This window comes from Chitinimonas sp. BJYL2 (assembly GCF_027257935.1).
Classification (GTDB): domain Bacteria; phylum Pseudomonadota; class Gammaproteobacteria; order Burkholderiales; family Chitinimonadaceae; genus Chitinimonas.
Genome location: NZ_JANZKW010000002.1, coordinates 384,487 through 408,943 on the forward strand (window position 1 = coordinate 384,487; position 24,457 = coordinate 408,943).

Sequence of the window (24,457 nt, forward strand, 5' to 3'; positions counted from 1 at the left end):
AGACAAGCGGGGGCCGAGTTGGCTCAGGCTGGTTGGGCGGTATCATCCTTGAGTGGATTTTTCTCGACCCACGCCTGATAGGCCGGCAGTACCTTGATGTCGGCAAAGTCTTTGAAATCCGGGTCTTCGGTCAGCACGGCGCGTACCAGCGTGTAGGCGTCGTCGGTCTTGCCCAAGGCCAACAGGATGCGAACCTGGGTATCAAAGGAAAAGTAATAGACCGGGTCGTCCGCGTGATCCGTTACTTTCTCGATGATCTCCAGCGCCTTTTCCAGCTGGGCGCGATTTCCTTTGGCTTTTTCGTAGAGGTCCCACGCCAAAGCATTGCCGGCAAAGACAAAGGCTTCGATACGCAGCTTGCCCGCGGGTGTAAACACCCAATCGCCTACCTTGCCCTCCTGATCCAGGCGCGTGAACAGCTGACTGGATACCTTGAGGTAATCGGCTTCCGTGCCCGCTGCGAGCGTGGACGACTCCGGGCCGCTGAAGCTGGTCTTGATCAGCAGATACTGGGCATACAGGTAGTCATACTCGCCAAGATCGGCGCCTTCGTGAGCCAGCTTCAGGGCATCGACCACCATGGGTCTTGCCTGCTGTGGCGAGGGGTAGGCAAGGTGCGAAGCCTGCTCGATCAGTCTGGAAATGCGCTCGTCGGAATCCTCGGCAAAAGCATATGACTTATACACAAACGCCGGTAGCGGGTTGGCCAGCGCAGTCGCCGACAGACAAAGACATAAGGCCAAGCTCAAGGTACGCAGCAAATTCATCTGGAATGCCTCCTATGCATTATCGAACCGACTCCTGGCCAATGAGCCGGAGTTCATTTGTCGTCGCCAGCATGATAATGGGGGCAGACTGCGCCGTGCGAGCAGATATGACGTAAGCATTGCCATTGCCAGCCAGAAAGGGTTGGCCAGAGACGGCTCAGGGCTTATTCAGGCGGAAACGTGCTTCGGGCAAGCCGTCCTCATCCACCGCATCTTCCACGTGGGTAAAGCCGAGCTTGCCCATCATGGCAATCGAGGCGGCATTGGCCGGATCAATGGTGGCAACCATGGCGCTCAGGCCACTGTTGTGCCAAGCCCAAGCAATCATCGCCTGGGCCAGCTCCGTTGCCAGACCTTGCCCCCAGTGCGATGGAGCCAGTGCGTAGATGATCTCGGCCACATCCGGTTCGGGGGCATAGTCGTTGTGGTTAAGACCTGCCCAGCCGATAACGGTGCCACTGGCGGCATCCACCACGGCATGCGTGCCGTAGCCCCAGCGGTCTGCGTTGCTGTTGGCGCGGTTGATCCAGCGCGCCGTGGTTTCGCGATCCAGCGGCTGACCATCACCCACCCAGTGCATGATTTGCGGGTTGGCAGTCAACGCGCAGAAAGCATCGAGATCGGCCGCTTGCCAGCGGCGCAGTTGCAGACGTGCGGTCGTGATCCAGTACATATCCAAACTCAAACCGGCTGCACAAAGAAACCGGCAATGTAGTCGCTGCTGACAGCGTGCAACGCCGCAGGTGACCACGCCGGCTTGCCATCTTTATCTACCAGCAGCGCGCGCACGCCCTCGGCAAAATCGGGGTGGCGGCAGCATTGGCACGATACGGCCAGTTCCATATCGAAGACTTCGCGCAGCGACATATGCTTGGCGCGGCGCTGGGTTTCAGCAATCAAACGGATCGATGTTGGCGAGCCGCTGGCCAGCTTTTGTGCGCCTTGGCGCAGCCAGTCGTCACTGCCTTGGTAGCGCGTGATCACCTCGACCATATCGTCCACGCTGTCGTAATCGGTCAGCGCGCGGATGGCATCCCAGCGCGCGCGTACTTCCGACGGAGCCAGTTCCACCGACGCATTGGCCGCCAGATCGCGCAGCGCACGCGAGAGGATGCGGCGGTTGGCGTCGCTATCGCCCGACCACTCCAGCGTGGACAGCAAGCCCGGCAGATGCGTGCGCGCACTGGCCGGCAGGCTGATATCGGCCAAGCCCAAGAACAGCGCATCCGCCGCGTTGAGCGACGCACCGGTCAGGCCCAGATAGAGGCCGACTTTCCCGGGCAAACGGTTCAGGAACCACGACCCGCCCACATCGGGATACAGGCCAATGGTGATTTCGGGCATGGCAATGCGCGAGCGCTCGGTCACCACGCGGTGACTAGCACCGGCAAGCAGACCCAGGCCGCCGCCCATCACGATCCCGTGCCCCCAGGCCAAGACCGGCTTGGGGTAAGTGTGGATCAGGTAATCGAGCGCGTACTCCTCGCGGAAGAACGCATCGGTCTTGGAGAAATCGCCTTCACGAATGGCCTGATGCATGGCGACTACATCACCACCCGCACAGAACGCCTTCTCGCCCGCGCCCTGCAAGAGCACGCAGATGATCTTGGGATCGTCGCGCCAGGCACCCAAGCGCTCGTTCAGCAGCCGGATCATCGGCAGCGACAGCGCATTGAGCGACTTTTCGGCATTCAGGGTGGCCACGGCAATCTGGCGGCCATTGGCGGTGGGGCGCAGTTCAAAGAGGACAGAATCGGTCATGGCAAAAAGCGCAATCAGGTCAAAGGATCAACAGCCGCGAGTGTACTGCCAGAGCTGGTAGCGGCCACGGGAGTCGATCAGCGGCAGCCAGCCCGTGGGCCCGGCAGGGTGCGGCTCGGCCGCGCAGGGGCTGGATACCAGCCTGACGCGGAACCACCATTGGCCGTGTATCCGGCGGCGATCAAGAATCTCGGGCTCAAGCTGATCGGCTTGCACCGATATGTCGGCTTGGGTGCCAGCACGGCTGGAAAGCTGGCGCGACCAGTCAGGGCCAAACCGGTTGAGCTGATCCTTGCCGAGGAGTTCCCCGATGGCGCGGAACGACTGCCCGGCCTGATGAGGCATCCACAGAATCGGCTTGCTGGTACCCACGCGCAGCAAACCAAGCCAGCCATGCCGGCGCGCAAACACCAGCAGGTCCGCGGCTTCGTAGGCGGTTTCCAGGTAACGCAAGGCGTCAACCTTAACAAGCTCCGCGGGTGCCTGCTTGTCCGGTACGGCATACACGGTCACCCGGCCCGCCGGCCCGCCGCGTTCCCGCCATTGCTGCAACGCTGGCAGGCTGACCACGCCCAAGGCGCCGGCAGGCGGGAAATGCTCCGGCGTGTAATCGGCCGCCAGTGCGGCGGCTGCCAGCAGCACCCAAACGCCGACCAGCAGCCTGATCAGCGTTTCAGCGGTTCTTCCAGACGGGAGGGCGCTTTTCCAGGAACGCACGCACACCCTCCTGCTGGTCTTCGGTATCGAACAGGTCCACAAACAGCTCACGCTCCATGGGCATGGCGCTCCACATTGGCTGCTTGCGCGCTGCCTGGATCAGCGTCTTGCAGGCTGCGACGGAGGACGGGCTCTGCTTGGCCACCTTTTCGGCCAATTCCAGCGCCTTGGCCTTGGCCTCACCCGTAGCCACCACTTCTTCCACCAGACCAATCTGCAATGCGGTTCGTGCATCCACGCGCTCACCACACAGGATCATGCGTTTAGCCCAGCCCTCGCCCACCAGCCAAGGCAGGTGCTGCGTACCCAAGCCGCCGGGCAGCAGGCCCACGGCAGCTTCAGGCAGCGCCATCACGGCGTGTTCTTCGGCAATCCGGATATCGCAGGCGAGCGCGGCTTCCAGTCCGCCGCCCATGGCATAGCCATTGATGGCGGCAATGCTCACGCCTCGGAACTGCGCCAGCGTCTCGAACGCGCGGCCAAAGAAAGTGATCATCCGGCGGGCACGCGCCTTGTCACCATCGGCAAATACATTCAGGTCGGCACCCGCACTAAAGAACTTGGGGCCTTGCCCGGTCAGCACGATTGCATAGACCTCGGGGTCAGCGTTCAGTTGCTCGACCATCGCCTGCAGGGCGGGCAGGCTCTCTTCCGTCCAGGTATTGGCGGGCGGGTTCTGCATGGTGATCAAAGCCGTATGGCCGATACGTTCCAAGCTCAACAAGGCGCTCACAGGGGCTCTCCATTCATGATGTCGGCCACACGATAGCACTGCCAAGCAACGATCGGAATCGCTTTACCTTAACGTCACTCAGCCGGCGCACCGGCATGCTTGCAATTTAATAATGATAACCATTATCATTAACTTCATGAGTACGACGAAACCCACACCCAGCCCTGCTCCCACTCCCGCCGTGCTGGACGCCCAGGCCCTGTTGGGGCAGCGCAATGAAGTCGTGATACGGCACCGGGAGGAAACCTACCGCCTACGGCTGACGCGCAACGGCAAACTGATCCTCACCAAGTAAGCCCAAGGCTCACCCGGCAACACCCTTTCCATGACGTAGCCAGCCAGGCAATTAGTTCGCCCAGCCAGCCAAGATTTCCGCCCCGCCACAGGCTGGCGGGGCCTTTTTCTGGATTCACTGGCTATGACTGGCTTGAAGCACCTTTCCCTGACTCCGCTCGCAACCCTGCTCGCGGCTCTTCCCCTGACAACCCAAGCGCTGGAAAGCGCCACACCGGCAGGCGTCAGCGACTTGCCGCCGGTCTCCATCACGGCAACCCGGCTATCCAAGGCCGCAGACGAGGTAGCCCCGAACATCAGCGTACTGCCCGGCGACGCCAACGACGCGGCCAGCGCCCGCAACCTGCAGACCGTGCTGGATGATGAACCCGGTGTCAGCGTCAATCGCGATCCGGCGAGGCGCGGCATAGGCAGCATCAACCTCCGGGGTATCGAGGGTAACCGGGTCCTGATGCAGATCGACGGTATCGCCCTGCCGGCGCTGTACCAGGGTGGCGGCGCGCCGATCTCCGGTCGCGACATGGTCGAACTCGATACCTTGTCAGCCATCGAGATTGCCAAAGGCCCCTACTCCGGCCTTTATGGGGCAGACGCAATCGGTGGCGTCGTAGCCTACCGCACACTGGAAGCCGCCGATCTGCTCCAGCCAGGGCGTGAACGCGGTGGGCGATTCAGCAGCGGATTTCATGCCGCCGATGCCAGCTACAAACTGGGCGCAGCCCATGGATGGCAAGCTGGGGAGCTGTCTGCCGTACTCGCCTACACCGCGCGCCACGGGGAGGAAACCGACAATCGGGGCGACCGCAGCAGCCTGGATGCCAGCCGAACCCGGCCGAACCCGCAGCAATGGCAAAGCGACGCCGTGCTCGCCAAGCTGGGTTGGCAGCTCGCGCCCGGCCATACCGTCAGCCTGACGCGCGATATCTTCAGCCGGGAACAGGATAGCGACCTGATCACCAGCCGTACCGGCGCGATCACGGCCCAGGTCGCCAATGACCAAGCATTGCGCCAGCGTACCAGCCTGCACTATGACTACACCCGCCAAGGCAGCGGCCTGGTCGGCGCGCGCATCAATCTGCATAGCCAACACGGTGAGAGCCGCGAATACGCACTCGAACAGCGTAGCGGTAACGTGCTGCGAACCAATCAATCGGGGTTCCTGCAGGACAGCCAAGGCCTGAACGGGCAAATGACCTACCGCCTCGACCAAGGCGATACCCTGCACACGCTGGTCTGGGGTGCAGAAGCTCAGCGCACCGAAACCAGCCGTCCCCGTTACCGCCTGCAGCGCAATGCCGATGGCAGCAGCACTAACGTCGTGGGTGGCGAAGTCTTCCCGCAGAAGACATTTCCCGATAACGACAGCGAGCGACTCGGCCTGTTCGTGCAGGATGAGATCCTCTTTGCATCCGGCATCTCACTCACGCCCTCGCTACGTTACGACCGCTTCACGCTCACCCCCCGCCCCGATGCCCTGTTTGCTGCGGCCAACCCCAGCAGCTACACGGTGAGCCGCTATCGCGACTCGGCCATCTCGCCACGGCTGAGCCTGAGTGTGCCGCTAGCCACGGGCTGGACTGGTTTTGCCCAAGCAGGCACTGGATTTCGCGCGCCCAACTTTGACGATGCGATGCTGGTCTTCAGCAATGCCGCGCAAGGCTACGAAATCCTCCCCAATCCCGCCCTCAAGGCGGAAAGAAGCCAAGGTGCAGAAATCGGCGCTCGCTACCGGGGTGCAGACCTGCTGTTCTCCGCCACCGGGTTTCACCACCGCTATCGCGACTTCATCGAGAACGTCATGGTGTCGCCCCGGGATACCAACGCCAACGGCATTGCCATGGAGTTCCAGTCGCGCAACGTCGCCCGGGTTCGGATTGAAGGGCTGGAACTGCAAACGCGCTGGACGCCGCAAGATGCACTGAGCCTGCGCGCAGGTTTGTCTTGGGCCAGAGGCACCAAACTCGGTGATCACACCCCGCTCGATAGCTTGGACCCGTTGCGGGGCAGCCTGGCCGCGGATTACCGACTCGATCACTGGACTGCCACGCTGGCCGTTCGGGGTGCCAAACGCAAGACGCGGGTGAGTGCTGCCACGGTCTGGCAGGCACCGGGATACGGCGTGATCGACCTCTCGCTGCGCTACATGCCGCGCCCCGATCTCACCCTCACCACGGGCATCTACAACCTCGGCGACAAGAAGTACTGGCTGTGGAGCGACGTCAAAGGCCAGCCTGCCAGCAGCGCCGTGCTGGACCGCTACACCCAGCCCGGCCGCCACGCCGGCATTCACCTTGATTACCGCTTCTGATTCCCCACAAGGACATGCTCATGAACGCCACCACACTCTGGCAGCAATACCTGCACCTCAAGGCCGCCGAACCCAAGCTGCGCGCGCGCGACGCCGCCGCCAAACTCGGCGTCAGCGAGGCCGAACTGGTCGCCGCCGACCCGGCCTCCATCACCCTGTTCCCCAAGTGGGCCGATATTCTCGGCCGGCTTGAATCGCTGGGCACGGTGATGACGCTCACGCGCAACGAAGCCGCTGTGCACGAGAAGACCGGCATCTACGCCAATGTGCAGATCGATGGCGATATCGGCCTGGCGCTGAACCCGGAGATCGACCTGCGTTTCTTCCTGCACAGCTGGCGCTATGGCTTTGCGCTGACGAGCCACAAACCGTCGATCCAGTTCTTTGATCGCTATGGCGAAGCCGTGCACAAGGTCTTCCTGACCGAGACCTCGCACCGCGCGGCCTTTGATGAGCTGGTCAAGCACTACGCCAGCAGCCACGCCGTGGTCGAACCCGACCGTGAACGCAGCGTGCCGGCCGAGAAACCCGACGCCGACATCGACGCCGCCGCCTTCCGCGAGGGCTGGTGCCAGTTGCAGGACACGCACGAATTCTTTCCGCTGCTGCGTAAGTTCGCCGTGAGCCACACGCAGGCGCTGCGGCTGGCACCCGTGGGCTATGCACGTGAGGTAAGCCGCGATGCCGTGGGCATCCTGCTGCATGCCGCAGCCGACCGCGCCCTGCCCATCATGGTGTTTGCGGGCAATCAGGGTTGCCTGCAAATCCATACCGGCCCGGTTCATCGCATTGTGGTGATGGGCCCTTGGCTCAACGTGCTCGACAGCGGCTTCAACCTGCACCTGCGCACTGATTTGCTGGCGCGCGCCTACGTGGTACGCAAACCCACGCGCGATGGCGAAGTGACCTCGCTGGAGTGCTACGACGCGCAAGGCCGCCTGATTGTGCAGTTCTTTGGCGAACGCAAACCCGGCAGACCGGAGCTGCGCGATTGGGCCGAACTGGCGCTGAGCCTGCCGGGCAAGGAGGTGGAGCATGCGCGCCAAGCTGCTTGAATCCTTGTTGCTGGCGGTGGCGATAGCGCTGCCCGCGCAGGCCGGTGAGCGCATCGTCGCGGTCACGTCGGATGTCGCCGAAATTCTTGTCGCCCTTGGGAAGGCCGGTGAGGTAGTGGGCCGCGATCGCGCCACCAAGCTGCCAGCGCTGGCGCAAACGCCCGAGATCGGCAGTTCGCGTTCGCTCAGCGCCGAACCCATCGCCCGGCTCAAACCCACCTTGGTAGTAGGCAGCGCACTGGCCACGCCCGACGCGATCTGGGCCCAGCTGCAAGGCTTGGGTATCCGTGCCGTGAAGGTAGGCGAGCGGGCCGATGGTCAGGACTACGCCACCATCATTCGCCAGGTTGGCCAGCTTGCCGGTGCCAAACCCGCCGCCGACAAACTGGCACACGAATGGCAAGGCGCCATGCAGCCCGGCGTGCCTATCGCCCGGCGCGTGCTGATCAGCTACGAGGGCAACACGATGGCCGGCCGTAACACGCCGGCCGACGCGCTGATCCGTGCGGCCGGGGCCATCAACGCTGCGGGCCAGATCGAAGGCTACAAGCCGATTGATGCCGAAGCCCTGGCCAAGCTATCGCCCGATCTGATCTTGGTCGCTGAACACAACCGTGCGGTGTATGGCGGGCTCGATGCGCTCAAACGCCGTGCCGACATTGCGTCCACCCCGGCTGGCCGCAGCGGCCGTGTGCTGGAAGTGCCGGTGCAGGACTTCTTTACCATCAACCTCGATAGCCCGGCCGCCGTGCGCAAGCTGCGCGGCCTGCTCAACTGATATGCGCAGCGGAACTGGCACCTTGCGCACGGCTTGGCACCGCGCCCCTATCGTTGGCACGCTCAGTTTGAAGGGCTTGGCACCGCTAGGGCTGGCACTCCTGTTCATCGGCCTGCCGCTGTTCGCGCTGGGTTTTCAGGGCGATGGCTGGGCCTGGCCTGATTGGCAAGACCCGCTCTGGCAGGGCCTGCGCCTGCCGCGCGTAATGGCTGCGCTGTTGGTGGGCGCGGCTTTGTCGGCGGCCGGGGCCGCTTTGCAGGCGCTATTCCGCAACCCGATGGCCGATCCCGGTCTGATCGGCACCTCGGGCGGTGCAGCGCTGGCAGTGGTGGGCATCATGGCAATGGGCTGGAGCTGGCTGCCCCTACCCTTGGCCGCCTTTGCCGGCGGCCTGCTGGCCACCTGGATGCTGCTCGCGCTATCGCAACGCTTGGGTGGCGGCACGCTGGGGCTGCTGTTGCTGGGCCTGATGCTGGGCAGCCTGTTCGGCGCAGTCACAGGCATGATGCTGTTCCTCTCAGACGATCTTACCCTGCGCAGCGCCATGACCTGGCTGGCCGGCCAGCTCGGTGCCAGCACCGGCGCACCACTGATCTGGGCCGCGCCCATTGCCCTGATCGGCATGGTCATCCTGCTGGCACTGGGGCGTGATCTCGATTGCCTGCTGCTGGGCGAGGAAGCCGCCACCAGCCTGGGCGTGCGCGTGCAGCGCGTGCGGCTTTACACCGCTATCGGCGCTGCGCTCACCGTAGGCGCCGCCGTATCGGTCGCCGGCATCATCGGCTTTGTGGGGATGATGATTCCCAACGCCTGCGCGCTGATCCTGGGTGGCAGCCGCCGCCAGCTGATTACCGTATCCGCCTTGTACGGCGCGCTGTTCCTGTTGGGTATGGATACCCTCGCCCGCGGCATCGCCTACCCCATCAACCTGCCCGTCGGCTTGCTAGCCGGCTTTGTCGGGCCGGTGTTCTTTGTCTGGCTGTTCCGACTACGCACCAAGGAGCCCGCATGAACCGCGCCGCCCAGCACGAAATCGCCCCACCCGCGTTCCAGCTGCGCAGCCTGGGCCTGCAACTGGGCCGCAAAACCCTGCTGAGCCACATCGACACCAGCCTGCCCGGTGGTGCCATCACGGCCTTGGTCGGCCCCAACGGCGCAGGCAAAAGCACGCTGTTGCGCCTGCTCGCCGGCCTGCAATCTCCCAGCAGCGGCGCAGTACGCCTGGGCGACGGCCATGCGGTAGACCGGCTGGACCCGCAACAACGCGCCCGCCGCATAGGCTGGCTGGGCCAGTTCCTGCCCGACGATCTGCCGCTGAGCCTGCGCGACGTAGTACTGCTCGGCCGCCGCCCCATGCTGGGCGGCCAGGGTAACCCGGATGCGGCCGATCACGCCCGCGTCGATGCCGCACTGGCCAAGTTCGACCTGACCGACCTGGCCGACCGCCGCTGGCAGGTACTCTCAGGCGGCGAACGCCAACGCGCAGGCCTGGCCCGGCTGATAGTGCAGGACGCACCGATCTGGCTGCTGGATGAGCCCACCAACCATCTCGATCTCAAGCACCAAGCCCGCTTGTTCCACCTGCTGCGGCAGGAGCGCAGCCTGGGCCGCAGCATCGTGCTGGTCCTGCACGATCTGGAACAGGCCGCACGCTGGGCCGATCATTTGCTGTTGATGGCGGGCGGGAAACTGGTCACGGTGGGGCCACCCGAGGCGGTGCTGCGAGAGGATTTGCTGGCAAGCGCTTATGAATGGCCGATACGCGTGAGCCGCGATCCGCAGGGTGGGTGGCATCTGGCGGCAGCTGCCGCGTAGTTCGCACGCCCTCCTCAATGACAAAGCCCCCGCAATGCTGCGAGGGCTTTGGATTCAGACTCCATGAAGATCAGCCCGATTCAATAACGCAACGGGCGTTACCGGTCTATCAGTTTTCCCAATACGGGCGCTTGCCATAGAACTGGTGCACGTCGCGATTCCACTTTTCATCAGCCATCGTGGGCCAACTATCGGTATTGAAGCCGGGGGCGTCCTTCATGCTTTCCTTGGTGGCATCGAGCACGTAGTCATCACCCTTTTCGCTACGCTTGAACGCATTGAAAGGCACGGCAAACAGCTTCTCGCCCAAAGAAAAGAAGCCCCCGAACGACACCACCGCATAGGCCACACGACCAGAGCGCGGGTCGATGACAATCTCTTTGATATCGCCAATATGCTCATCCTTGAGATTGACCACATCGGTACCGATCATGCTGGATGCCTTGATCGGTGAATTGGAAAACGCTTGTAAGGTCGACATCGTGTTTCTCCGGTTGCTTGCTGCAATGAAGCGGGTGCCGGCTGCGACGTATTGCCACACCCGACCTGACCGCATTGTCGTTCTCAGGCCAGACACGACCTGAACGGCATGCCTTGTTCAATCGTGATAAAGCTGGCCATTCTCGACACGGACGCGGTCGCCTACCCGCAGGCTGTCGGCGTTGTCGTAGTCGAACTGCCGTGTCCGGCCGTTTTCAAGCCGTACGCTGATGCGGTAAATCCGCATGCCGTCGCTCTGGCGCTGTTCGATCTGGTTGCCGATCACGGCACCACCGACCAAGCCCACCCCGGTCGCCACCGAGCGCCCGGAGCCCTTGCCGATCTGGTTACCGACCACCGCCCCCAGCACCGCACCTATCACGGCACCGCCGCCCGAGGTGCGTCCATCCGTGCGCGACAACTCAATCTGGCTGACATGGCCGAACTGCACCGGGTAGTCGGCCTGTGCGGCATACCGGTCATCAACCGTATCGCCACGCCGCAAGGTGTTGGCGCAGGCGGAAAACAACAGCAAGGTGGAAACAGTGATCAAAACGCGTAGCGTGCGGGCATACATGGCGAAACCTCCCGTGTGCAGCGCTGGTGGTCTGCCCAGATAGGCAAGCTTGATGGCGGCACCGGCTCAGACTGAAGCTGCGAGAAGTGTCTGTCGGTACGTTGGCGAACACAGCATTGCGCTGGTTCGGATTGCCGGTGGCAGGACGAGGTCAGAAGCTGGCGTCCGCCGCACCGGTCACACTGCAGGCTCAGTACCTAGCTGCCCGAATGGTTGGAACTTGTATCGTGGACGGGTACGCCAACCCAATTATTCAAAATTCAAGACCAGATCCTACGGCCCCTTTGCTCGGCGTGGCGACTGACTTCAGTGCGCGAGCAGCGTGTTCTGATCATGAACAAGCTTCCACCCCTCCGCCTCCAGCGCGAAGACCAGCGATAGCACGTATTTCATTTCATACGGCTTCCCATGTTGATCCTTGTCGCTATACCTGACCGAATACACGGCAATGCCCGTATTGGCGGTGCTTGTAAGCCCAATCTGTTCGAGCTGCCAGGACCAATCCGTATCAGCGAGCCAGGACTTCATGGCTGATTTGAAAGCTTGAGTCGTAGTACTCGTCTTGCCGTTCGGGGCAACAAATGTCAGCTGCTCGCCTGACGTGAGCGTCTTTTCGAACGCTGCCCAATCTCGGGTCTTGATGGCTAGAAGATGTTCTTGCAGCGCTTCAGGGAATGTATCTTGACCTGCAATAGCAACGGTGGGGAGCAGCACGAGTAAGGCAAGTAGCTTGCGGGTACGCATGAATTGAGGACCGGAGGGTTGATCTTCGGAAATCCAACATGTCGATTAGTCTTCCAACCACATCCCAACCCCCCGCCAATGCTTGGCCCCAATCAAAATAAACCGCAGCTTGTCCTCAAGCTGATGTTTGGGGCTACGTAGTTCCGGTGAATCCGCATCGGGCGGATTCACCAGTTCCGGCAGGGTGGAAAACACGGTTTTCACCACCAGATCCGCCAGCATTTCCAGATCGGGCTGTGCCAGATGTTCCAGCTTGGGGCTTTGGGCCAGATCGGCCTCAAGGTCTGTGATGAAGTGGTGCTGCATGGCGTTGATGGCTTGCCGCACCAGCGGTGAGCCGCCGTATTGTTCGCGCGCGAGGAACAGGAACAGTTGCCGGTGCGCGAGTACGTAATCGACAAAGATATGCACGGAGGCATGGATGGCGCCATGCTGTTCTTCATTGCGGCGTACCAAGCGGATCGCTTCGCGGAAGCTGGTGCTGACCTGTTCGACCAGCGCCAGGCCCAGCGCGTCCATATCGTCGAAGTGCCGGTAGAAGGCGGCGGGCACGATGCCGACTTGGCGGGTGATTTCGCGCAGGCTGATGGCGCTGAAGCCACGGCCGTTAGCCATCAGTTCCAGGGTCGCATCCAGTAGCGACTGGCGGGTCTGCTGTTTTTTTTCTGCGCGCATCAGCAAGGAGAGTTCTCGACTACAAGGGTTTTGGCGTAGCGGGGCAATGTATCAGATGCGGGCCAGCTTGATGTAGCGCAAAACTCTTTAGTGAACATTTGTTGACTGAAACCATAAACGTCGGCAATCTGTGAACACTTGTTCACTCAAAAGATGAGCCAACGTGCGCCTTTTGCCTGATTTCTTCGTCAACACCCTACTGCCCCGCGTGTCCGTACTGCGCGGCTGGCTGCGTGAAGACATATTCGATTACTACGGCCGCCTGCTGCACCCGCAGCTGCAATTGCAGCGCGTGTTCGCCCGCGTGGTGGCCAAGCGCCTTGAGGGCGACAGCACCGTCGTCCTCACCCTGGCTCCCAGCCGCCACTGGCGCGGCATGCAAGCCGGACAGCATGTACCGCTCACCGTAGAGGTTGGCGGTATCCGCCACACGCGCTACTACAGCCCCATGCAGCAGACAAATGGCTTGATCGAGATTGGTGCCAAACGCCAGGCTGACGGCTTGGTATCGAACTGGCTGCACGCGCAGCTGCAAGTGGGCCAATACATCGAACTGGGCCAGGCCAGCGGTGCCTTTACGCTGTCCAGCCCAACACCAACCAAGTTGCTGATGCTGGCGGCCGGTAGCGGCATTACGCCCTTGCTGGCGATGCTGCGCGGCCTGCAAGCCAAGGGCCAAGCAAGCGACGCCGTGCTGGTTTACTACGCACGCCATCGCCGCGAGCTGGCATTTATCGACGAGCTACGCGCCTTGCCAGGCCTTGCCGTGCATGTCTGCCTGACCGGCGAAGCTCCGCTGGCTGGCGAACATGCTGGCCGCATCAGTGCCGATCAGCTGCAAGCACTGGTGCCCGATGCGGCGCAGCGCCACGCCTATGCCTGCGGCAGCTTTGGCTTTACCCAAGCCGTAGCGGCCATTGCCGCCCAAGGCGGCGTGGCCAGTCTGGCGCAGGAGTCGTTCAGCCCGCCGGTGTGGAACGAAACCGATGCAGCCACGGTGGAACTGACTTTTACCCGCAGTGGCCAGCAAGTGAGCGGCCAGACCGGGCTGGACTTGCTGAGCCAGGCCGAAGCGAACGGACTGCAACCCGCATTTGGTTGCCGCATGGGCATCTGCAATACCTGCACCTGCCACAAGCGCGAAGGTGCCGTGCGCGATTTGCGTACCGGGCAGATTTCGCTGGAACCCGACGAGACGATCCGCCTGTGCATCTCTGCACCGGTCGGCCCCGTTGTGCTCGATTTGTGATCGACAAGGATCAACCATGACCCTGAGCCGAACCCTCACCCCGCAAGAAGCCGACGCCTTCGGCCGTGAACTCGACGCGCTGCGTAACCAGCACCTGGCCGAGCGTGGCGAAGTGGATGCACGCTATATCCGCCGTGTCCGCACCAGCGTGCGCATCGCCGAACTCGCCGGTCGCCTGATGCTGTTTGCCGGCTTCTTCCCGCCTACCTGGATTGCCGGCACGCTGCTGCTGGCGTTTGCCAAGATTGTCGACAATATGGAGCTGGGCCATAACGTGATGCATGGCCAGTACGACTTCATGAACGACCCGGAATTTTCGGGCAAGACATTCGAGTGGGATCACAGCTGCACCAGCGATGCCTGGCGCAAGACCCACAACTACGAGCACCACACTTACACCAATGTGCTGGGCAAGGATCACGACGTAGGCTACGGCACCGTGCGCATCTTTGCCGAACAGCGCTGGCGGCCGTTCTACCTGCTGCAGCCGCTATGGGCATTCTTGCAGGCCGTTCTGTTCGAGTACGCGATTGCGATTTTTGATCTGAAACTCAATCGCTACTTCAAGGGCAAAGTCAGCAAGGAAGAGCTCGATGCCAAGCTGCCGCCGGTAAAGCGCAAGCTGTGGCGCAAGTTCATCAAGGATTACGTGTTCTTCCCGCTCCTGGCAGGCCCCAATTTTCTGGGCGTGCTGGCGGGCAATGCGGTGGCCAACCTGCTGCGCAATCTGTGGACGTTTGCGGTGATCTTCTGCGGCCACTTCACGCAGGATGCCGAGGTGTTCCCGCCCTCGGTGCTCAAGCATGAAACGCGCGGCCAGTGGTATGTGCGCCAGCTGCGCGGTTCATCGAACCTCAGCGGCAGCTGGTTCCTGCACTTCATGACCGGCAACCTAAGCCACCAGATCGAACACCACCTGTTCCCCGATCTGCCCGCTCGCCGCTACGCCTTGATGGCCCCCAAGGTGCGCGAGATCTGCGCGCGGTACGGCCAGCACTACAACACGGGCAGCTTTGCCGGGCAGTTCTTCAGCGTGATTGTGCGGCTGTTCCGCCATGCCTTCCCGAGCCAGCCGCGCCGGCAAGCGGCATAAAGCAAAACGGGGCGTGAATCACGCCCCGTTTTGCTATGGCCATCAGCACTCTTTGACCATCAGGAACTTGATGATCCCGTTCGGGTAGCCCGCAATGCGCGCCCGCTCGGCATAGCCGTGCTTGAGATAGAACCCCGGTGCCTGGTAGCTCAGGGTGGTGAGGTAATACACCGTGCAACCCCGGCCAGCCGCGTGGGCCTCAAACGCCGCCAGCAAGCGCGATGCCACGCCCTGCCCGCGCTGGGCTTCATCCACCCAGAGTTCCAGCAGTTCGCAGCACTGGCCCCAGGTGCGGCCGACCGCACCACCGATCAGCGTGCCATCGGGTGTCCGCGCAAATGCCGCCAGGGGTGCCACATCGTTCAGCGGGGCAACGGCATAGTTATGCCGCTCCAGCCCTTCATCCACCAGCGCCAGCGCGGCTTCGTCGGGCGCATCGGCAAGCTCGATGGCAATCATCAATTCGTCATTGGCGGGCAAGGCGGACTCCCGGTGCAGGTGGCGATGAAGCGGCTATGCATCAAGGACGACACACATCGTTCTGCAAGAAGGCAATGATCGCATCCTGCATGACCTGCCTGGAAGCCGGCGTGCCGTGGTCGTTCATGTCGTTGTGCTTGGTGTCCGGCAGATTCACGCGGCAGAAGCGCTCGGGCAGTTGCGTGGAAGGTGCCGGCAAAACGCCCGCGTCTGCCGGCTGATCGGCACTACGCAAGGTCAGCACCGGCAGAGAACCATTCTGTGGCAATGGCACCCGGCGATTATCCAGCGTAACCAGTGCCGCCACCGCCTGCGGGTTTTCTGCGGTGTAGAGCGCGGCAATATCCCCGCCTTGCGAGTGGCCCATCAGGGTGACTTTCTGCCATTGATACGCCGGGAACTGCTTGGGCAACGCCTGCAGCAGGTAAGCCAGGGCATCCGCGCCCCGGCGCCAGTACGCCCCCCGATCCTTGGCGATGTTGCCGGTATTGGGCATGGGGGCGTCGCCCTCCAGATCGTGCTGGACGATGATGGTCAGGTAGCCCTGCTTGGCCAATGCATTGCCGATGAATGAGTAATCCTTGGCGGCCACGGTGTAACCCGTTCCGAACAGCGCAGCCCGACACGGCGGCTGGCACCCGTCTAGAGATGGCGTGTAAATGGCCAAAGGAATCTGGCGCGATGACGCCGGATGAACAACGGTAGTCGTGACAGGATCTGCCAATGCCGAAACACCAGCCCAAGCAAGGGCGAATACAGCCAGTAAATTCATGCGCTTTGATGCCTGTTAGAAGAAAAAGAAAGGCAGCGTGACGCTGCCTGTTTGGGCGAAGACGAATAGTTGAGTGATCGATCCACCACGCCCGAACCAAGCGGGATTGTCAGCTAGAAGTCGCCATTGATGCTCAGGTAAACCCGACCATGCCGGTTATCGCCATACGCGTAGCCAAAATAGGCCGGTCCCAAGCGTGTATCGCTGCCCACAAACAGCACACCGGCGTAGCGCAGCTTGTCTTCGCGATAGCTTGCGTCGATACCGCCCCAGGTACGTGCAGTTTCAAGCGACACTCCCCAGAAGCCAGCCGTACCGAGCAGCGGCGCCAGGCGCGTGACATCTTGCGAGAGGCGCAATTGCGCACGGGCGATGCGCTTGGCGCGGATGGCATCCACCCCATAGCTCGACAAGCGAAACAGGCCGCCCGCAGTAGGCAAGGAATCGATATCGGCATCATTCGACCAGTCGTAGCGCAGGTCGATCAAACCGGCCCAGGCACCCACGCGCAGGGCTTGCTTGAGCGTGAGGTTGGCCGTGCTGAAATCCTCATCTCGCCCCATGCTGGCCAGATTGCGGTAGGCGTTCAGGCCGGCGAAATAGCCTTCACGCGGGTACTGGGCGCTATCTAGCTGGTCGATGGCGAACTTGAGGCGCACACCGCCTTGGGTGGTGGCCAGATCAGGGAACGCCGGATCACCAGTCGAACGCGATGCGCGGACGCGACTCTTTTCCAGCCCTATACGCAACTGGGCGGATCGACCCACGTTCAGACCCGCATCGATATTCACGTTACGGCGGACAAGCCGGTAATCGGCCACGCGCTCGCCGGCCAGATAAATGGGGAAGGCATCATTGTTGATGCTCCCTTCCAGCGCAACAAAGCCACCATCGTCGGGCCGCAGGGGCTGGTAAAACGCGGTGCTGAGGCCACGCGCCTTACCCAGCCAAGCGCGTGTTTTCCACTCGCCACCCAGTTTATTGAGCCAGGTGCGGCGGTATTGTGCGCTCAGCAGGAAGGCCGCATCGTCTTCAAAATCGGTACGCAGACCCAGGCCGAGATCGAGATAACCCGGCCCCCAGGACTTTTCGCGCGGCAGGATCAGGAGGTTGGCGCCATCGCCATCGGGGATCAGCCGGTAATCAATCTGGTCAAAGTCACCGCGGGCGTAGGCACGGCCCAGGCTGGCGTGCAGCGCAGGTACATCCAGTGGCTCACCAGCCGGCACGGCCAGTGTGTCCTTGAGCACATCGGGGCTGACAAAGCGGGTGGCATCCACTGTTACCGACTTGACCTTGGGCGGTACAAAGGCACGCGCCGCTGTCTGCTCACGCCAGTTGGCGAAGGCTGCCGGCTCAACCTGCAGCGCAAGCAATTGCGGCAGGGCTTCGCGGGCAGCCAGCTCGCCGGCCGCGATGGCGGTTTCAGCCGCATTGAACTCGGTGCCCGAGAGGGCGCCGAGTTCGGGCCGGATCAACAGATCCCGTTTGCCCAGCTGGGCAATCTGTTCGTCGACATTACGCTGGGTCAGCACACGCAAGGTTTGGTCCGATACCGCCAGCGCATCGGTCACTTCCTTGCGGCTGAGCAGGGGCGAACCCACATCGATGGCGATCACCCGCTCGCCGCAAAGGCCGCGTGCCACATCGACCGGCAGGTTACGGGCGATACCGCCATCCACCAGCATCCGGGTATCGCGCTCGACCGGCGGAAACACGCCCGGCACCGCCATGCTGGCGCGCATGGCCGCAGCCAGATCACCGCGCGAGAGCACTACCATATCGCCGGTTTCCAGATCGGCCGCTACGGCGCGATACGGAATCGCCAGCTGATCAAAACTGGGCAAGGCGGCGTTATTGACGAGCCGGCGGATCAGCAAGTCCACCTTCTGGGTACCGATCGCCCCTTTGGGGAACAGCATCTCGCCCCGATCAGACAGACCCAGGCCCAGGTTCATCATGCCCAGCCAGTCATCCTGCTTGTCCTTGAAAGTGCGCTGGGGGCGGCGCGGGCGATCATCCAGCACCTCATCCCAATGGATGGCGCGCACCGCCGCCTCGACCTCGGCCGCCGAACGACCGCCGGCATAAAGACCCCCAACCAGCGCCCCCATGCTGGTACCCACAACGCAATCAACAGGGATACGGGCCGCCTCCAGTACCTTGAGCACACCCACATGAGCCAGCCCGCGGGCGCCACCACCGCCGAGCACCAGCGCAACCTTGGGGCGTTCGGGGGGCGCGGCCTGCAAAGGCAGGGCCACACTCACAGACAGCAAGCAGCAGAGCAGTCGGAATACTGAAGCAGGCACAGGCATCCTAAGCAGAGAAGTCATCGCCGAAAGATAGACGGGCCTCGGCGTTCAGCCAATCTATCAGGGTTTGCAGTACGGGCCGATGCGGCGGCGCCTGCGTGGTGACGAGGTAATAGGCCCAAGGGTGGGCCAGCGTCTGGGAGAAAACCTGTACCAGCTTGCCGCTGGCCAGCTCGTCCTGCACCAGCGAGCGCCGCGCCAAGGCAATGCCCTGCCCTTCAACCGCCGCCTGCACCAGCATGCCGGAATCGCTGAACACCAAGCCGTGATCGGGTTCCTGCCAATCCAGCCCCACGCTGGCAAACCAGGGTTGCCAGGGCTCATCAATCGCACGCAGCAGCGGCTTGCCGGCCAGGGCATCGGGTGTGCCCGGCAGGCCACCCGAGAGCCGGGGGCTGGCCACGACCAGAAAGTATTCATGCAGAAAGGGCTGGGCATGCAGGCCCCGCCATTGGCCTGGTCCGATACGGATGGCGAGATCCATCCCGGACTCGGCCAGGGATTCAATCTGTTTGGAAGTCTGCACCCAGAGTTCGATATCGGGATGATCTTCGATGAATCGCCCGAGCCTGGGTGTGAGCCAACGCGCACTGAACGAGGGCAGAACCGTCACCACCAGACGCGGGCGCTCACGCTCGCGGCGGATGGCATCCAGCTCCTGCCCCACACCCATCAGCAAGCGGTTGACCGTAGCAGCCAGCCGCCTGCCTTCCGGAGTCAGGGCAATCCCGCGCCCCTGACGCACAAACAGTGCGTAGCCCAGCTGCGTTTCCAGCCCGCTGATCTGGTGGGATACCGCACCGGGGGTCACAAACAGCTCGGCCGCCGCGCGCGCCACGCTACCCAGGCGGGCGGCGGCTTCAAACGCACGTAATGCGGGCAGAGATGGCAAACGGCCGGGCGATTCCATTGTTGAGTATTTCTCAATTAATTCATGAAAAAGGATCGATAGACGATCAATCCTCACACACAGAGAATGCAAGCACAGAAGGCCGGAATCAACCTTCCTGATCAGTGGAGCGCATCATGACAATACTGCATGATTTTATCGAATACGAACAAGAACTGGCGTGGCATCACCTGCGCAGCGTCAATGCCGACCTGGGTGATCGCATTCATTGCCACGAGGGTCAGCTGTGGATCACCGACGCAGCGGGTAACGATGTACTGCTGAGTGCAGGGCAAAGCCACCGGATCAGCCACCGCGGCCGAGTGGTCATCGAAGCCCTGTCTGCCGCCCGGCTGCAACTGCTGCCGAGGCGTACGGCCAGGCTCACAATGTCATCCATGCGCTGCCTGCTGCAACAAGCCCGCCGTGTCATCCATCGTCCCGGGCAACAGTTGATCGCCTGGTGGAGACGTCGGTCGCATCACCGTGGCAATGCGGCACCCGCAAGCGCAATCTGTCCGCACTGAGGTAACCCGGTCAACCGTGAGGTCATTCAACTTTTTCACCCCGCAAGGAGCACATCATGGAACAGCATTTCGACGCACAGCATTTTGACGAACCCCACCACTACGACGACAAGCTCGAAGCCATCGTCATCTTCGCGATTGCCTTGGTCATCGGGGTCGGTGTACTGGTGTACTTTGTGGTCAACGATGGTAATGCCGGCTATATGCAACGCTCGGATGCCACCCCGGCAAGCACCCAAGTGACCAAGGTCTGAGCCCGGTGCTGCGGTTTACTCACGCCCGCTGAGGAAGTGCCGGGCAGCGTTCCCCCCGGGAATACTGCCCCGCACTTCTTCGGCGGTGCCTTGTCTGCTCCTCGGCGCGCTTGCGCCTGCTCGTCCACTGCCTATCCTGCAAGTCTTCTCCTCAAACACGCCACACGCCGATGATCACACTTCATTTCGTTCCCAGCACTGCCAGCCTGACACCCCATATCTTGCTGGAGGAGCTGGGCATTCCTTTCGAGCTGGTCGAAATCGACAAAGATGGCGGCGAACTGGATTCGCCGGCCTATCGCAAACTCAACCCCAATGGCTTGATCCCGGTATTGCGTGATGGTGATCTGGTGCTGTTTGAAACCGCCGCGATCTGTCTGCATCTAGCGGACACCCACCCCGACGCCGCGCTGATGCCTCCCCTTGCCACACCCGAGCGTGCAGAGACCTACAAGTGGCTGAGCTGGCTCTCCACCACCTTGCAGCAAACCCTGATCCTGTACTTCTATCCGCAGCGCTGGGCAGACAACGAGGCAGGCGCCGAGGTCGTGAAGTGCTGCGCACGCGATAAAACCCTGCTGTTGCTGGAGCAGATCGATACCCAGCTCGCCAGCCATGGCCAGCCCTGGCTCTTGGGTACGCAGTTCAGCCTGGTGGACATCTACGCCATGATGCTGTGTCGCTGGACGCGCAACTTCCCCGAGCGCAAGGCGCGGGATTTCACCCACATCAAACCCTGGCTGGATCGCGTACTGGCCCGCCCTGCCGTGCAGCGCGCGTTTGCGCGTGAAGGTCTGGTGGCACCGTTCGTTTGAGATGCTGGGGAGGGTGCAATAAGGCCCAGCCGCATTGCACCTTGGCCGGCAACGCCACGCCTGATGGTGCAACACGCTGCGCTTATTGCACCCTAGGGGTTGACCGGGCCTGCCGGTTACCGCTGCCGGCGTGAGGGTCTACACTTCTTTCAAGTCCCTCACGGAGTCTGCCCATGCACTTGCTCGCCCATCGCGGCTATCACGCCAAACTACCCGAGAACACGCTGACAGCCTTTGCATCGGCCGTGGAAGTTGGCTTTGAGGGAATCGAAACCGATGTGCGCGTCAGCGCAGACAACGAACCGGTGCTGTTTCACGATCGGGTGGCACCCAACGGGGTAGCGGTGGCCGCACTGACCCGCAAGCAGCTCAGCGAGGTCTGCGGTTACACGGTGCCCACGCTGACCGAGGCGCTCGATGCCTTGCCGGGCATCTGGTGGAATATCGAGATCAAGACACCTGCCGCCGCCAGCCTTGCGCTGCCCATCCTGTCTGATTACGACAGCAGCCACCGGCTACTGGTCACCTCGTTCCGGCACGATGTGGTGCTGGCCGCGGCCGAAATGCTGGCGTCGGACTGCGGCTTGCTTAATGCGCATCGCCCGGCCGCCCTCAGTACCCTGTTGCACGCCGCCCTGCCCCATCCCAACCTGCGCACCCTGGTCTGGGATTGCGAGATCGTTGATCCGGACATCCTGCGCCAAGCGAATGCGCTGGGTTTCCGCAACGCGGTCTATGGCGCCAAAACCCTGTACGAACATCAGTTGATGCAGGAACTGGGGGTCCACACCCTGATTACCGATTACCCGCAATATGTGGGTCTGCTGCCCGGATGAAAAACCTGGGGCCGGTGTCGCGCGGCTGGCTTTCGGCCATCGGGATCCATACGCTGGGTGAACTGGCGGACGTGGGTTCGATAACGGCTTATCGGCTCATACGCCAGCATGGCCATCGCGCCAATCTCAATCTGCTTTATGCACTGGAAGCGGCGCTGCGAGGCTGCCACTGGCAGGCGCTCGACCCAGCGACCCGGGCCTCACTGCAAGCAGCGGGCCGACAGATTGCGGCGGAACTCAAAGCAGGCTGACCGGTCTTCCTGATGCGCGTCCCCACAACGCCGGGATGATTCGGTTAGAATCCCCGCTTCCCCTCCATCCCTTCCGGATAGCATTTATGTTGAAAGGCAGTCTGGTCGCGCTCGTGACCCCGATGTTTGAAGACGGCAGCCTCGATTTCGAGAGTCTTAACAAGCTGGTCGATTTTCACGTCGAGGCAGGCACAGCAGGGATCGTCGCCGTGGGTACCACCGGCGAATCGGCCACCGTTGACGTAGAAGAGCATGTCGCCATCATCAAAGCCACCGTGGCTGCGGCTCGTGGCCGCGTCAAGGTGATTGCCGGCACGGGTGCCAACTCCACCTCCGAAGCAATCGCGCTGGCCGAGCAAGCCAAGGCCGTCGGTGCCGACATGACCCTCTCGGTGGTGCCGTACTACAACAAGCCCACGCAAGAAGGCATCTACCAGCATTACAAGAAGATCGCCGAGTCGGTGGATATCCCGGTGATCCTCTACAACGTGCCCGGTCGTACCGTGGCCGACATGAGCAACGACACCACCCTGCGTCTGGCAGAGATACCCGGCATCATCGGGCTCAAGGACGCCACAGGCGATATCGGCCGTGCTGCCGATCTGTTCATGCGTGCACCCAAGGATTTTGCGCTCTACTCGGGTGACGACGCGACCGGCATCGCCTTCATGCTGCTGGGCGGTCACGGCGTGATCTCGGTCACCGCCAACGTAGCGCCCAAACTGATGAGCCAGCTCTGCGCCGCCGCATTGAGCGGCAAGATCGCCGAGGCCCGTGCCATCAACGATCAGCTGCAGGGATTGCACAAGCACCTGTTCATCGAAGCCAACCCCATTCCGGCCAAGTGGGCCTTGAGCAAGATGGGCCTGATGCCAAACGGCATCCGCCTGCCGCTCACCCCGCTGACCAGCGCCAGTGAACCCGCCGTGCGTGCCGCCATGCTGCAAGCCGGTATCGCCGTCTAAGGAAATCGTCTCATGATCCGCACCCCACGCACTTCGGCGGCCCTGCTGCTTGCCCTGCTGGCCACCGGCTGCGCCAATACCAACTTCCATATTCCGTTCTTTGGCAATGACGACGAGCCGAAAACGCCGGAATATGCGCAGGCCCGCAAGTCGATCCAGAATCGCCCGCTGGAAGTCCCGCCCGACCTGACCACGCCCGAAGCCAACGGCAGCTACCTGATCCCGGGCCTTAACGGTGCCGCACCGAGCGCCGCCGGCCAGAAGTTGCTGGAAACCGGCGCTGTCCTGCCCGGGTTTACCAATGCACGGCTCGAAAGCGCGGGCAACCAGCGCTGGCTGGTGGTGAACGCCCCCGCGGACAAGGTGTGGCCCACCGTGCGCCAGTTCTGGCTGGATCAGGGCTACAAGCTGACCATCGACAACCCCACCGCTGGCCTCTTGGAAACCAACTGGGCCGAAGAGCGTCCCGAGCTGCCGGTCGGTGGCATCCGTGCCGCCATCCAGCGCGGTCTGGGCACGCTGTACTCGACCGGCAAGGTCAACCAGTATCGGATCCGTCTGGAGCGCGCGAGCGCCGACAGCACCGAGATCTACATTGCTCACCGTGGCATGGAAGAGAACTACGTAGGTGCCAATCGTGAAGACACGCGCTGGACCGTGATGCCGGCCAATCCGGAACGCGAAGCTGCCCAGCTGAAAAAACTGCTGGTTACGCTGGGCGTCAGCCCTGACAGCGCCACCCAGCTGGCCGCAGCCGCCAAGCCGGGCGAGGCCACCGAAGCCATTGCTGCCGACGGCAAGGCCCGTGCAGCGCTGGTCACGGTTGAAGGCATCAAGACCATCCAGATGGAGGACGGATTTGATCGTGCTTGGCGCCGTGTTGGCTTGGCACTGGAACGCGCCGGCTACGAAATCACCGACCGCGACCGCACCCTGGGCGTGTACTACGTGCGCCCAGGCATGGTCCGCAAAGCCAAGGAAGAAGGCTTCCTCAGCAAGTTGGCGTTCTGGAAGGACGACAGCGCCAAGACCGAGGAAGTACCGGCCGACGAAGTGCTCGTCGGTGTGGTCAGCAAGGGTGGCCAGAGCACGGTACGTGTGGGCCGCCGCAACGGCGCGGCCTTGCCCGAGGCCGATATTGCCAAGGTGCTCGACCCGCTGCTGGTCGAACTGCGCTGAAGCAGTAACCCGAACAGCCGCCGCGAGGCGGCTGTTTTGTTTTGGGGCCGCCAAGTAGCGGTGCAATCAGCGCAGCGCATTGCACCGCCCCCGAATGCGCATCAAGGTGCAATACGGCGGAGGCCAAA

28 protein-coding genes are annotated in these 24,457 nt (G+C 62.4%); 15 read left to right on the top strand and 13 right to left on the bottom strand.

Annotated elements, in window-relative coordinates:
- Positions 1-23 precede the first annotated feature (23 nt).
- From O9X62_RS07340 to O9X62_RS07360, 5 genes are all read right to left on the bottom strand, one after another.
- Entirely contained in the window at positions 24-767 is a 744-nt protein-coding gene (locus O9X62_RS07340) for a hypothetical protein (RefSeq protein WP_269532152.1), read from the bottom strand.
- 157 nt (positions 768-924) lie between these two features.
- Complete coding sequence (locus O9X62_RS07345; RefSeq protein ID WP_269532153.1) at positions 925-1,440, bottom strand: GNAT family N-acetyltransferase; 516 nt, start codon at positions 1,438-1,440, stop codon at positions 925-927.
- Between the two features lie 8 nt (positions 1,441-1,448).
- Positions 1,449-2,528 carry an enoyl-CoA hydratase/isomerase family protein gene (locus O9X62_RS07350; protein WP_269532154.1) on the bottom strand — a complete coding sequence of 360 codons (1,080 nt, stop codon included), beginning with the start codon at positions 2,526-2,528 and terminating at the stop codon, positions 1,449-1,451.
- A 27-nt stretch (positions 2,529-2,555) separates the two neighbouring features.
- Positions 2,556-3,245, bottom strand: coding sequence for a hypothetical protein (locus tag O9X62_RS07355; RefSeq protein WP_269532155.1), 690 nt, complete (start codon positions 3,243-3,245; stop codon positions 2,556-2,558).
- The gene (locus tag O9X62_RS07360; RefSeq protein WP_308446440.1) at positions 3,202-3,978 is read right to left on the bottom strand and encodes an enoyl-CoA hydratase; all 777 of its coding nucleotides are present in this window, start codon (positions 3,976-3,978) and stop codon (positions 3,202-3,204) included. Before O9X62_RS07360 ends, O9X62_RS07355 begins: the two co-directional genes overlap by 44 nt.
- 136 nt (positions 3,979-4,114) lie before the next feature.
- Here O9X62_RS07360 and hemP point away from each other — a divergent pair, with 136 nt between their 5' ends.
- From hemP to O9X62_RS07390, 6 genes are all read left to right on the top strand, one after another.
- Positions 4,115-4,273, top strand: a complete 159-nt coding sequence (hemP, locus tag O9X62_RS07365) for a hemin uptake protein HemP (protein WP_269532156.1) — start codon at positions 4,115-4,117, stop codon at positions 4,271-4,273.
- Positions 4,274-4,396: 123 nt separating this feature from the next.
- Positions 4,397-6,580: a TonB-dependent hemoglobin/transferrin/lactoferrin family receptor gene (locus O9X62_RS07370; RefSeq protein ID WP_269532157.1), complete on the top strand. Its 2,184-nt coding sequence runs from the start codon at positions 4,397-4,399 to the stop codon at positions 6,578-6,580.
- Between the two features lie 20 nt (positions 6,581-6,600).
- Entirely contained in the window at positions 6,601-7,635 is a 1,035-nt protein-coding gene (locus O9X62_RS07375) for a hemin-degrading factor (RefSeq protein ID WP_269532158.1), read from the top strand.
- Entirely contained in the window at positions 7,616-8,413 is a 798-nt protein-coding gene (locus tag O9X62_RS07380; protein WP_269532159.1) for a hemin ABC transporter substrate-binding protein, read from the top strand. Before O9X62_RS07375 ends, O9X62_RS07380 begins: the two co-directional genes overlap by 20 nt.
- 1 nt (position 8,414) lies before the next feature.
- Positions 8,415-9,425, top strand: coding sequence for an iron ABC transporter permease (locus O9X62_RS07385; RefSeq protein ID WP_269532160.1), 1,011 nt, complete (start codon positions 8,415-8,417; stop codon positions 9,423-9,425).
- A complete protein-coding gene (locus tag O9X62_RS07390) occupies positions 9,422-10,228 on the top strand; it encodes an ABC transporter ATP-binding protein (RefSeq protein WP_269532161.1) in 807 nt (268 codons plus the stop codon). The genes O9X62_RS07385 and O9X62_RS07390 overlap by 4 nt, the downstream gene beginning before the upstream one ends.
- A 109-nt stretch (positions 10,229-10,337) precedes the next feature.
- On the opposite strand, the gene O9X62_RS07395 is transcribed toward O9X62_RS07390, so the two are convergent.
- The 4 genes from O9X62_RS07395 to O9X62_RS07410 form a co-directional block, all read right to left on the bottom strand.
- Positions 10,338-10,709, bottom strand: a complete 372-nt coding sequence (locus O9X62_RS07395) for a PRC-barrel domain-containing protein (protein ID WP_269532162.1) — start codon at positions 10,707-10,709, stop codon at positions 10,338-10,340.
- A gap of 117 nt (positions 10,710-10,826) precedes the next feature.
- On the bottom strand, positions 10,827-11,285 hold the full coding sequence (locus tag O9X62_RS07400; RefSeq protein WP_269532163.1) for a glycine zipper 2TM domain-containing protein: 459 nt from the start codon (positions 11,283-11,285) through the stop codon (positions 10,827-10,829).
- A 306-nt stretch (positions 11,286-11,591) separates the two neighbouring features.
- Positions 11,592-12,029, bottom strand: a complete 438-nt coding sequence (locus O9X62_RS07405; RefSeq protein WP_269532164.1) for a nuclear transport factor 2 family protein — start codon at positions 12,027-12,029, stop codon at positions 11,592-11,594.
- Between the two features lie 45 nt (positions 12,030-12,074).
- Positions 12,075-12,704: a TetR family transcriptional regulator gene (locus O9X62_RS07410; protein WP_269532165.1), complete on the bottom strand. Its 630-nt coding sequence runs from the start codon at positions 12,702-12,704 to the stop codon at positions 12,075-12,077.
- Positions 12,705-12,867: 163 nt separating this feature from the next.
- Between O9X62_RS07410 and O9X62_RS07415 the strand changes: the two genes are divergently transcribed.
- The gene (locus O9X62_RS07415; RefSeq protein WP_269532166.1) at positions 12,868-13,953 is read left to right on the top strand and encodes a ferredoxin reductase; all 1,086 of its coding nucleotides are present in this window, start codon (positions 12,868-12,870) and stop codon (positions 13,951-13,953) included.
- A gap of 16 nt (positions 13,954-13,969) precedes the next feature.
- Positions 13,970-15,046, top strand: a complete 1,077-nt coding sequence (locus O9X62_RS07420) for an acyl-CoA desaturase (protein ID WP_269532167.1) — start codon at positions 13,970-13,972, stop codon at positions 15,044-15,046.
- Positions 15,047-15,088: 42 nt separating this feature from the next.
- Here O9X62_RS07420 and O9X62_RS07425 read toward each other — a convergent pair whose 3' ends face one another.
- The 4 genes from O9X62_RS07425 to gcvA form a co-directional block, all read right to left on the bottom strand.
- Positions 15,089-15,526, bottom strand: coding sequence for a GNAT family N-acetyltransferase (locus O9X62_RS07425; RefSeq protein ID WP_269532168.1), 438 nt, complete (start codon positions 15,524-15,526; stop codon positions 15,089-15,091).
- Between the two features lie 40 nt (positions 15,527-15,566).
- On the bottom strand, positions 15,567-16,298 hold the full coding sequence (locus O9X62_RS07430) for an alpha/beta hydrolase (protein ID WP_269532169.1): 732 nt from the start codon (positions 16,296-16,298) through the stop codon (positions 15,567-15,569).
- A gap of 113 nt (positions 16,299-16,411) precedes the next feature.
- Positions 16,412-18,568, bottom strand: coding sequence for a patatin-like phospholipase family protein (locus O9X62_RS07435; protein WP_269532651.1), 2,157 nt, complete (start codon positions 18,566-18,568; stop codon positions 16,412-16,414).
- 49 nt (positions 18,569-18,617) lie between these two features.
- Positions 18,618-19,523 carry a transcriptional regulator GcvA gene (gcvA, locus tag O9X62_RS07440; protein WP_269532170.1) on the bottom strand — a complete coding sequence of 302 codons (906 nt, stop codon included), beginning with the start codon at positions 19,521-19,523 and terminating at the stop codon, positions 18,618-18,620.
- Positions 19,524-19,639: 116 nt separating this feature from the next.
- Between gcvA and O9X62_RS07445 the strand changes: the two genes are divergently transcribed.
- The 7 genes from O9X62_RS07445 to bamC all read left to right on the top strand — a co-directional run bounded on the left by O9X62_RS07445 (position 19,640) and on the right by bamC (position 24,329).
- Positions 19,640-20,029, top strand: a complete 390-nt coding sequence (locus tag O9X62_RS07445) for a DUF2917 domain-containing protein (protein ID WP_269532171.1) — start codon at positions 19,640-19,642, stop codon at positions 20,027-20,029.
- A gap of 56 nt (positions 20,030-20,085) precedes the next feature.
- Positions 20,086-20,283 (top strand): hypothetical protein, encoded by a 198-nt coding sequence (locus tag O9X62_RS07450; RefSeq protein WP_269532172.1) that lies wholly within the window; start codon positions 20,086-20,088, stop codon positions 20,281-20,283.
- A 170-nt stretch (positions 20,284-20,453) separates the two neighbouring features.
- Positions 20,454-21,098 (top strand): glutathione S-transferase family protein, encoded by a 645-nt coding sequence (locus O9X62_RS07455; protein WP_269532173.1) that lies wholly within the window; start codon positions 20,454-20,456, stop codon positions 21,096-21,098.
- Positions 21,099-21,271: 173 nt separating this feature from the next.
- Positions 21,272-21,934: a glycerophosphodiester phosphodiesterase gene (locus O9X62_RS07460; protein ID WP_269532174.1), complete on the top strand. Its 663-nt coding sequence runs from the start codon at positions 21,272-21,274 to the stop codon at positions 21,932-21,934.
- Entirely contained in the window at positions 21,931-22,185 is a 255-nt protein-coding gene (locus O9X62_RS07465; RefSeq protein WP_269532175.1) for a TfoX/Sxy family protein, read from the top strand. The genes O9X62_RS07460 and O9X62_RS07465 overlap by 4 nt, the downstream gene beginning before the upstream one ends.
- An 86-nt stretch (positions 22,186-22,271) precedes the next feature.
- Positions 22,272-23,150 (top strand): 4-hydroxy-tetrahydrodipicolinate synthase, encoded by an 879-nt coding sequence (gene dapA / locus O9X62_RS07470; protein ID WP_269532176.1) that lies wholly within the window; start codon positions 22,272-22,274, stop codon positions 23,148-23,150.
- A gap of 12 nt (positions 23,151-23,162) precedes the next feature.
- The gene (gene bamC, locus O9X62_RS07475; RefSeq protein ID WP_269532177.1) at positions 23,163-24,329 is read left to right on the top strand and encodes an outer membrane protein assembly factor BamC; all 1,167 of its coding nucleotides are present in this window, start codon (positions 23,163-23,165) and stop codon (positions 24,327-24,329) included.
- The last annotated feature ends 128 nt before the right edge of the window (positions 24,330-24,457 follow it).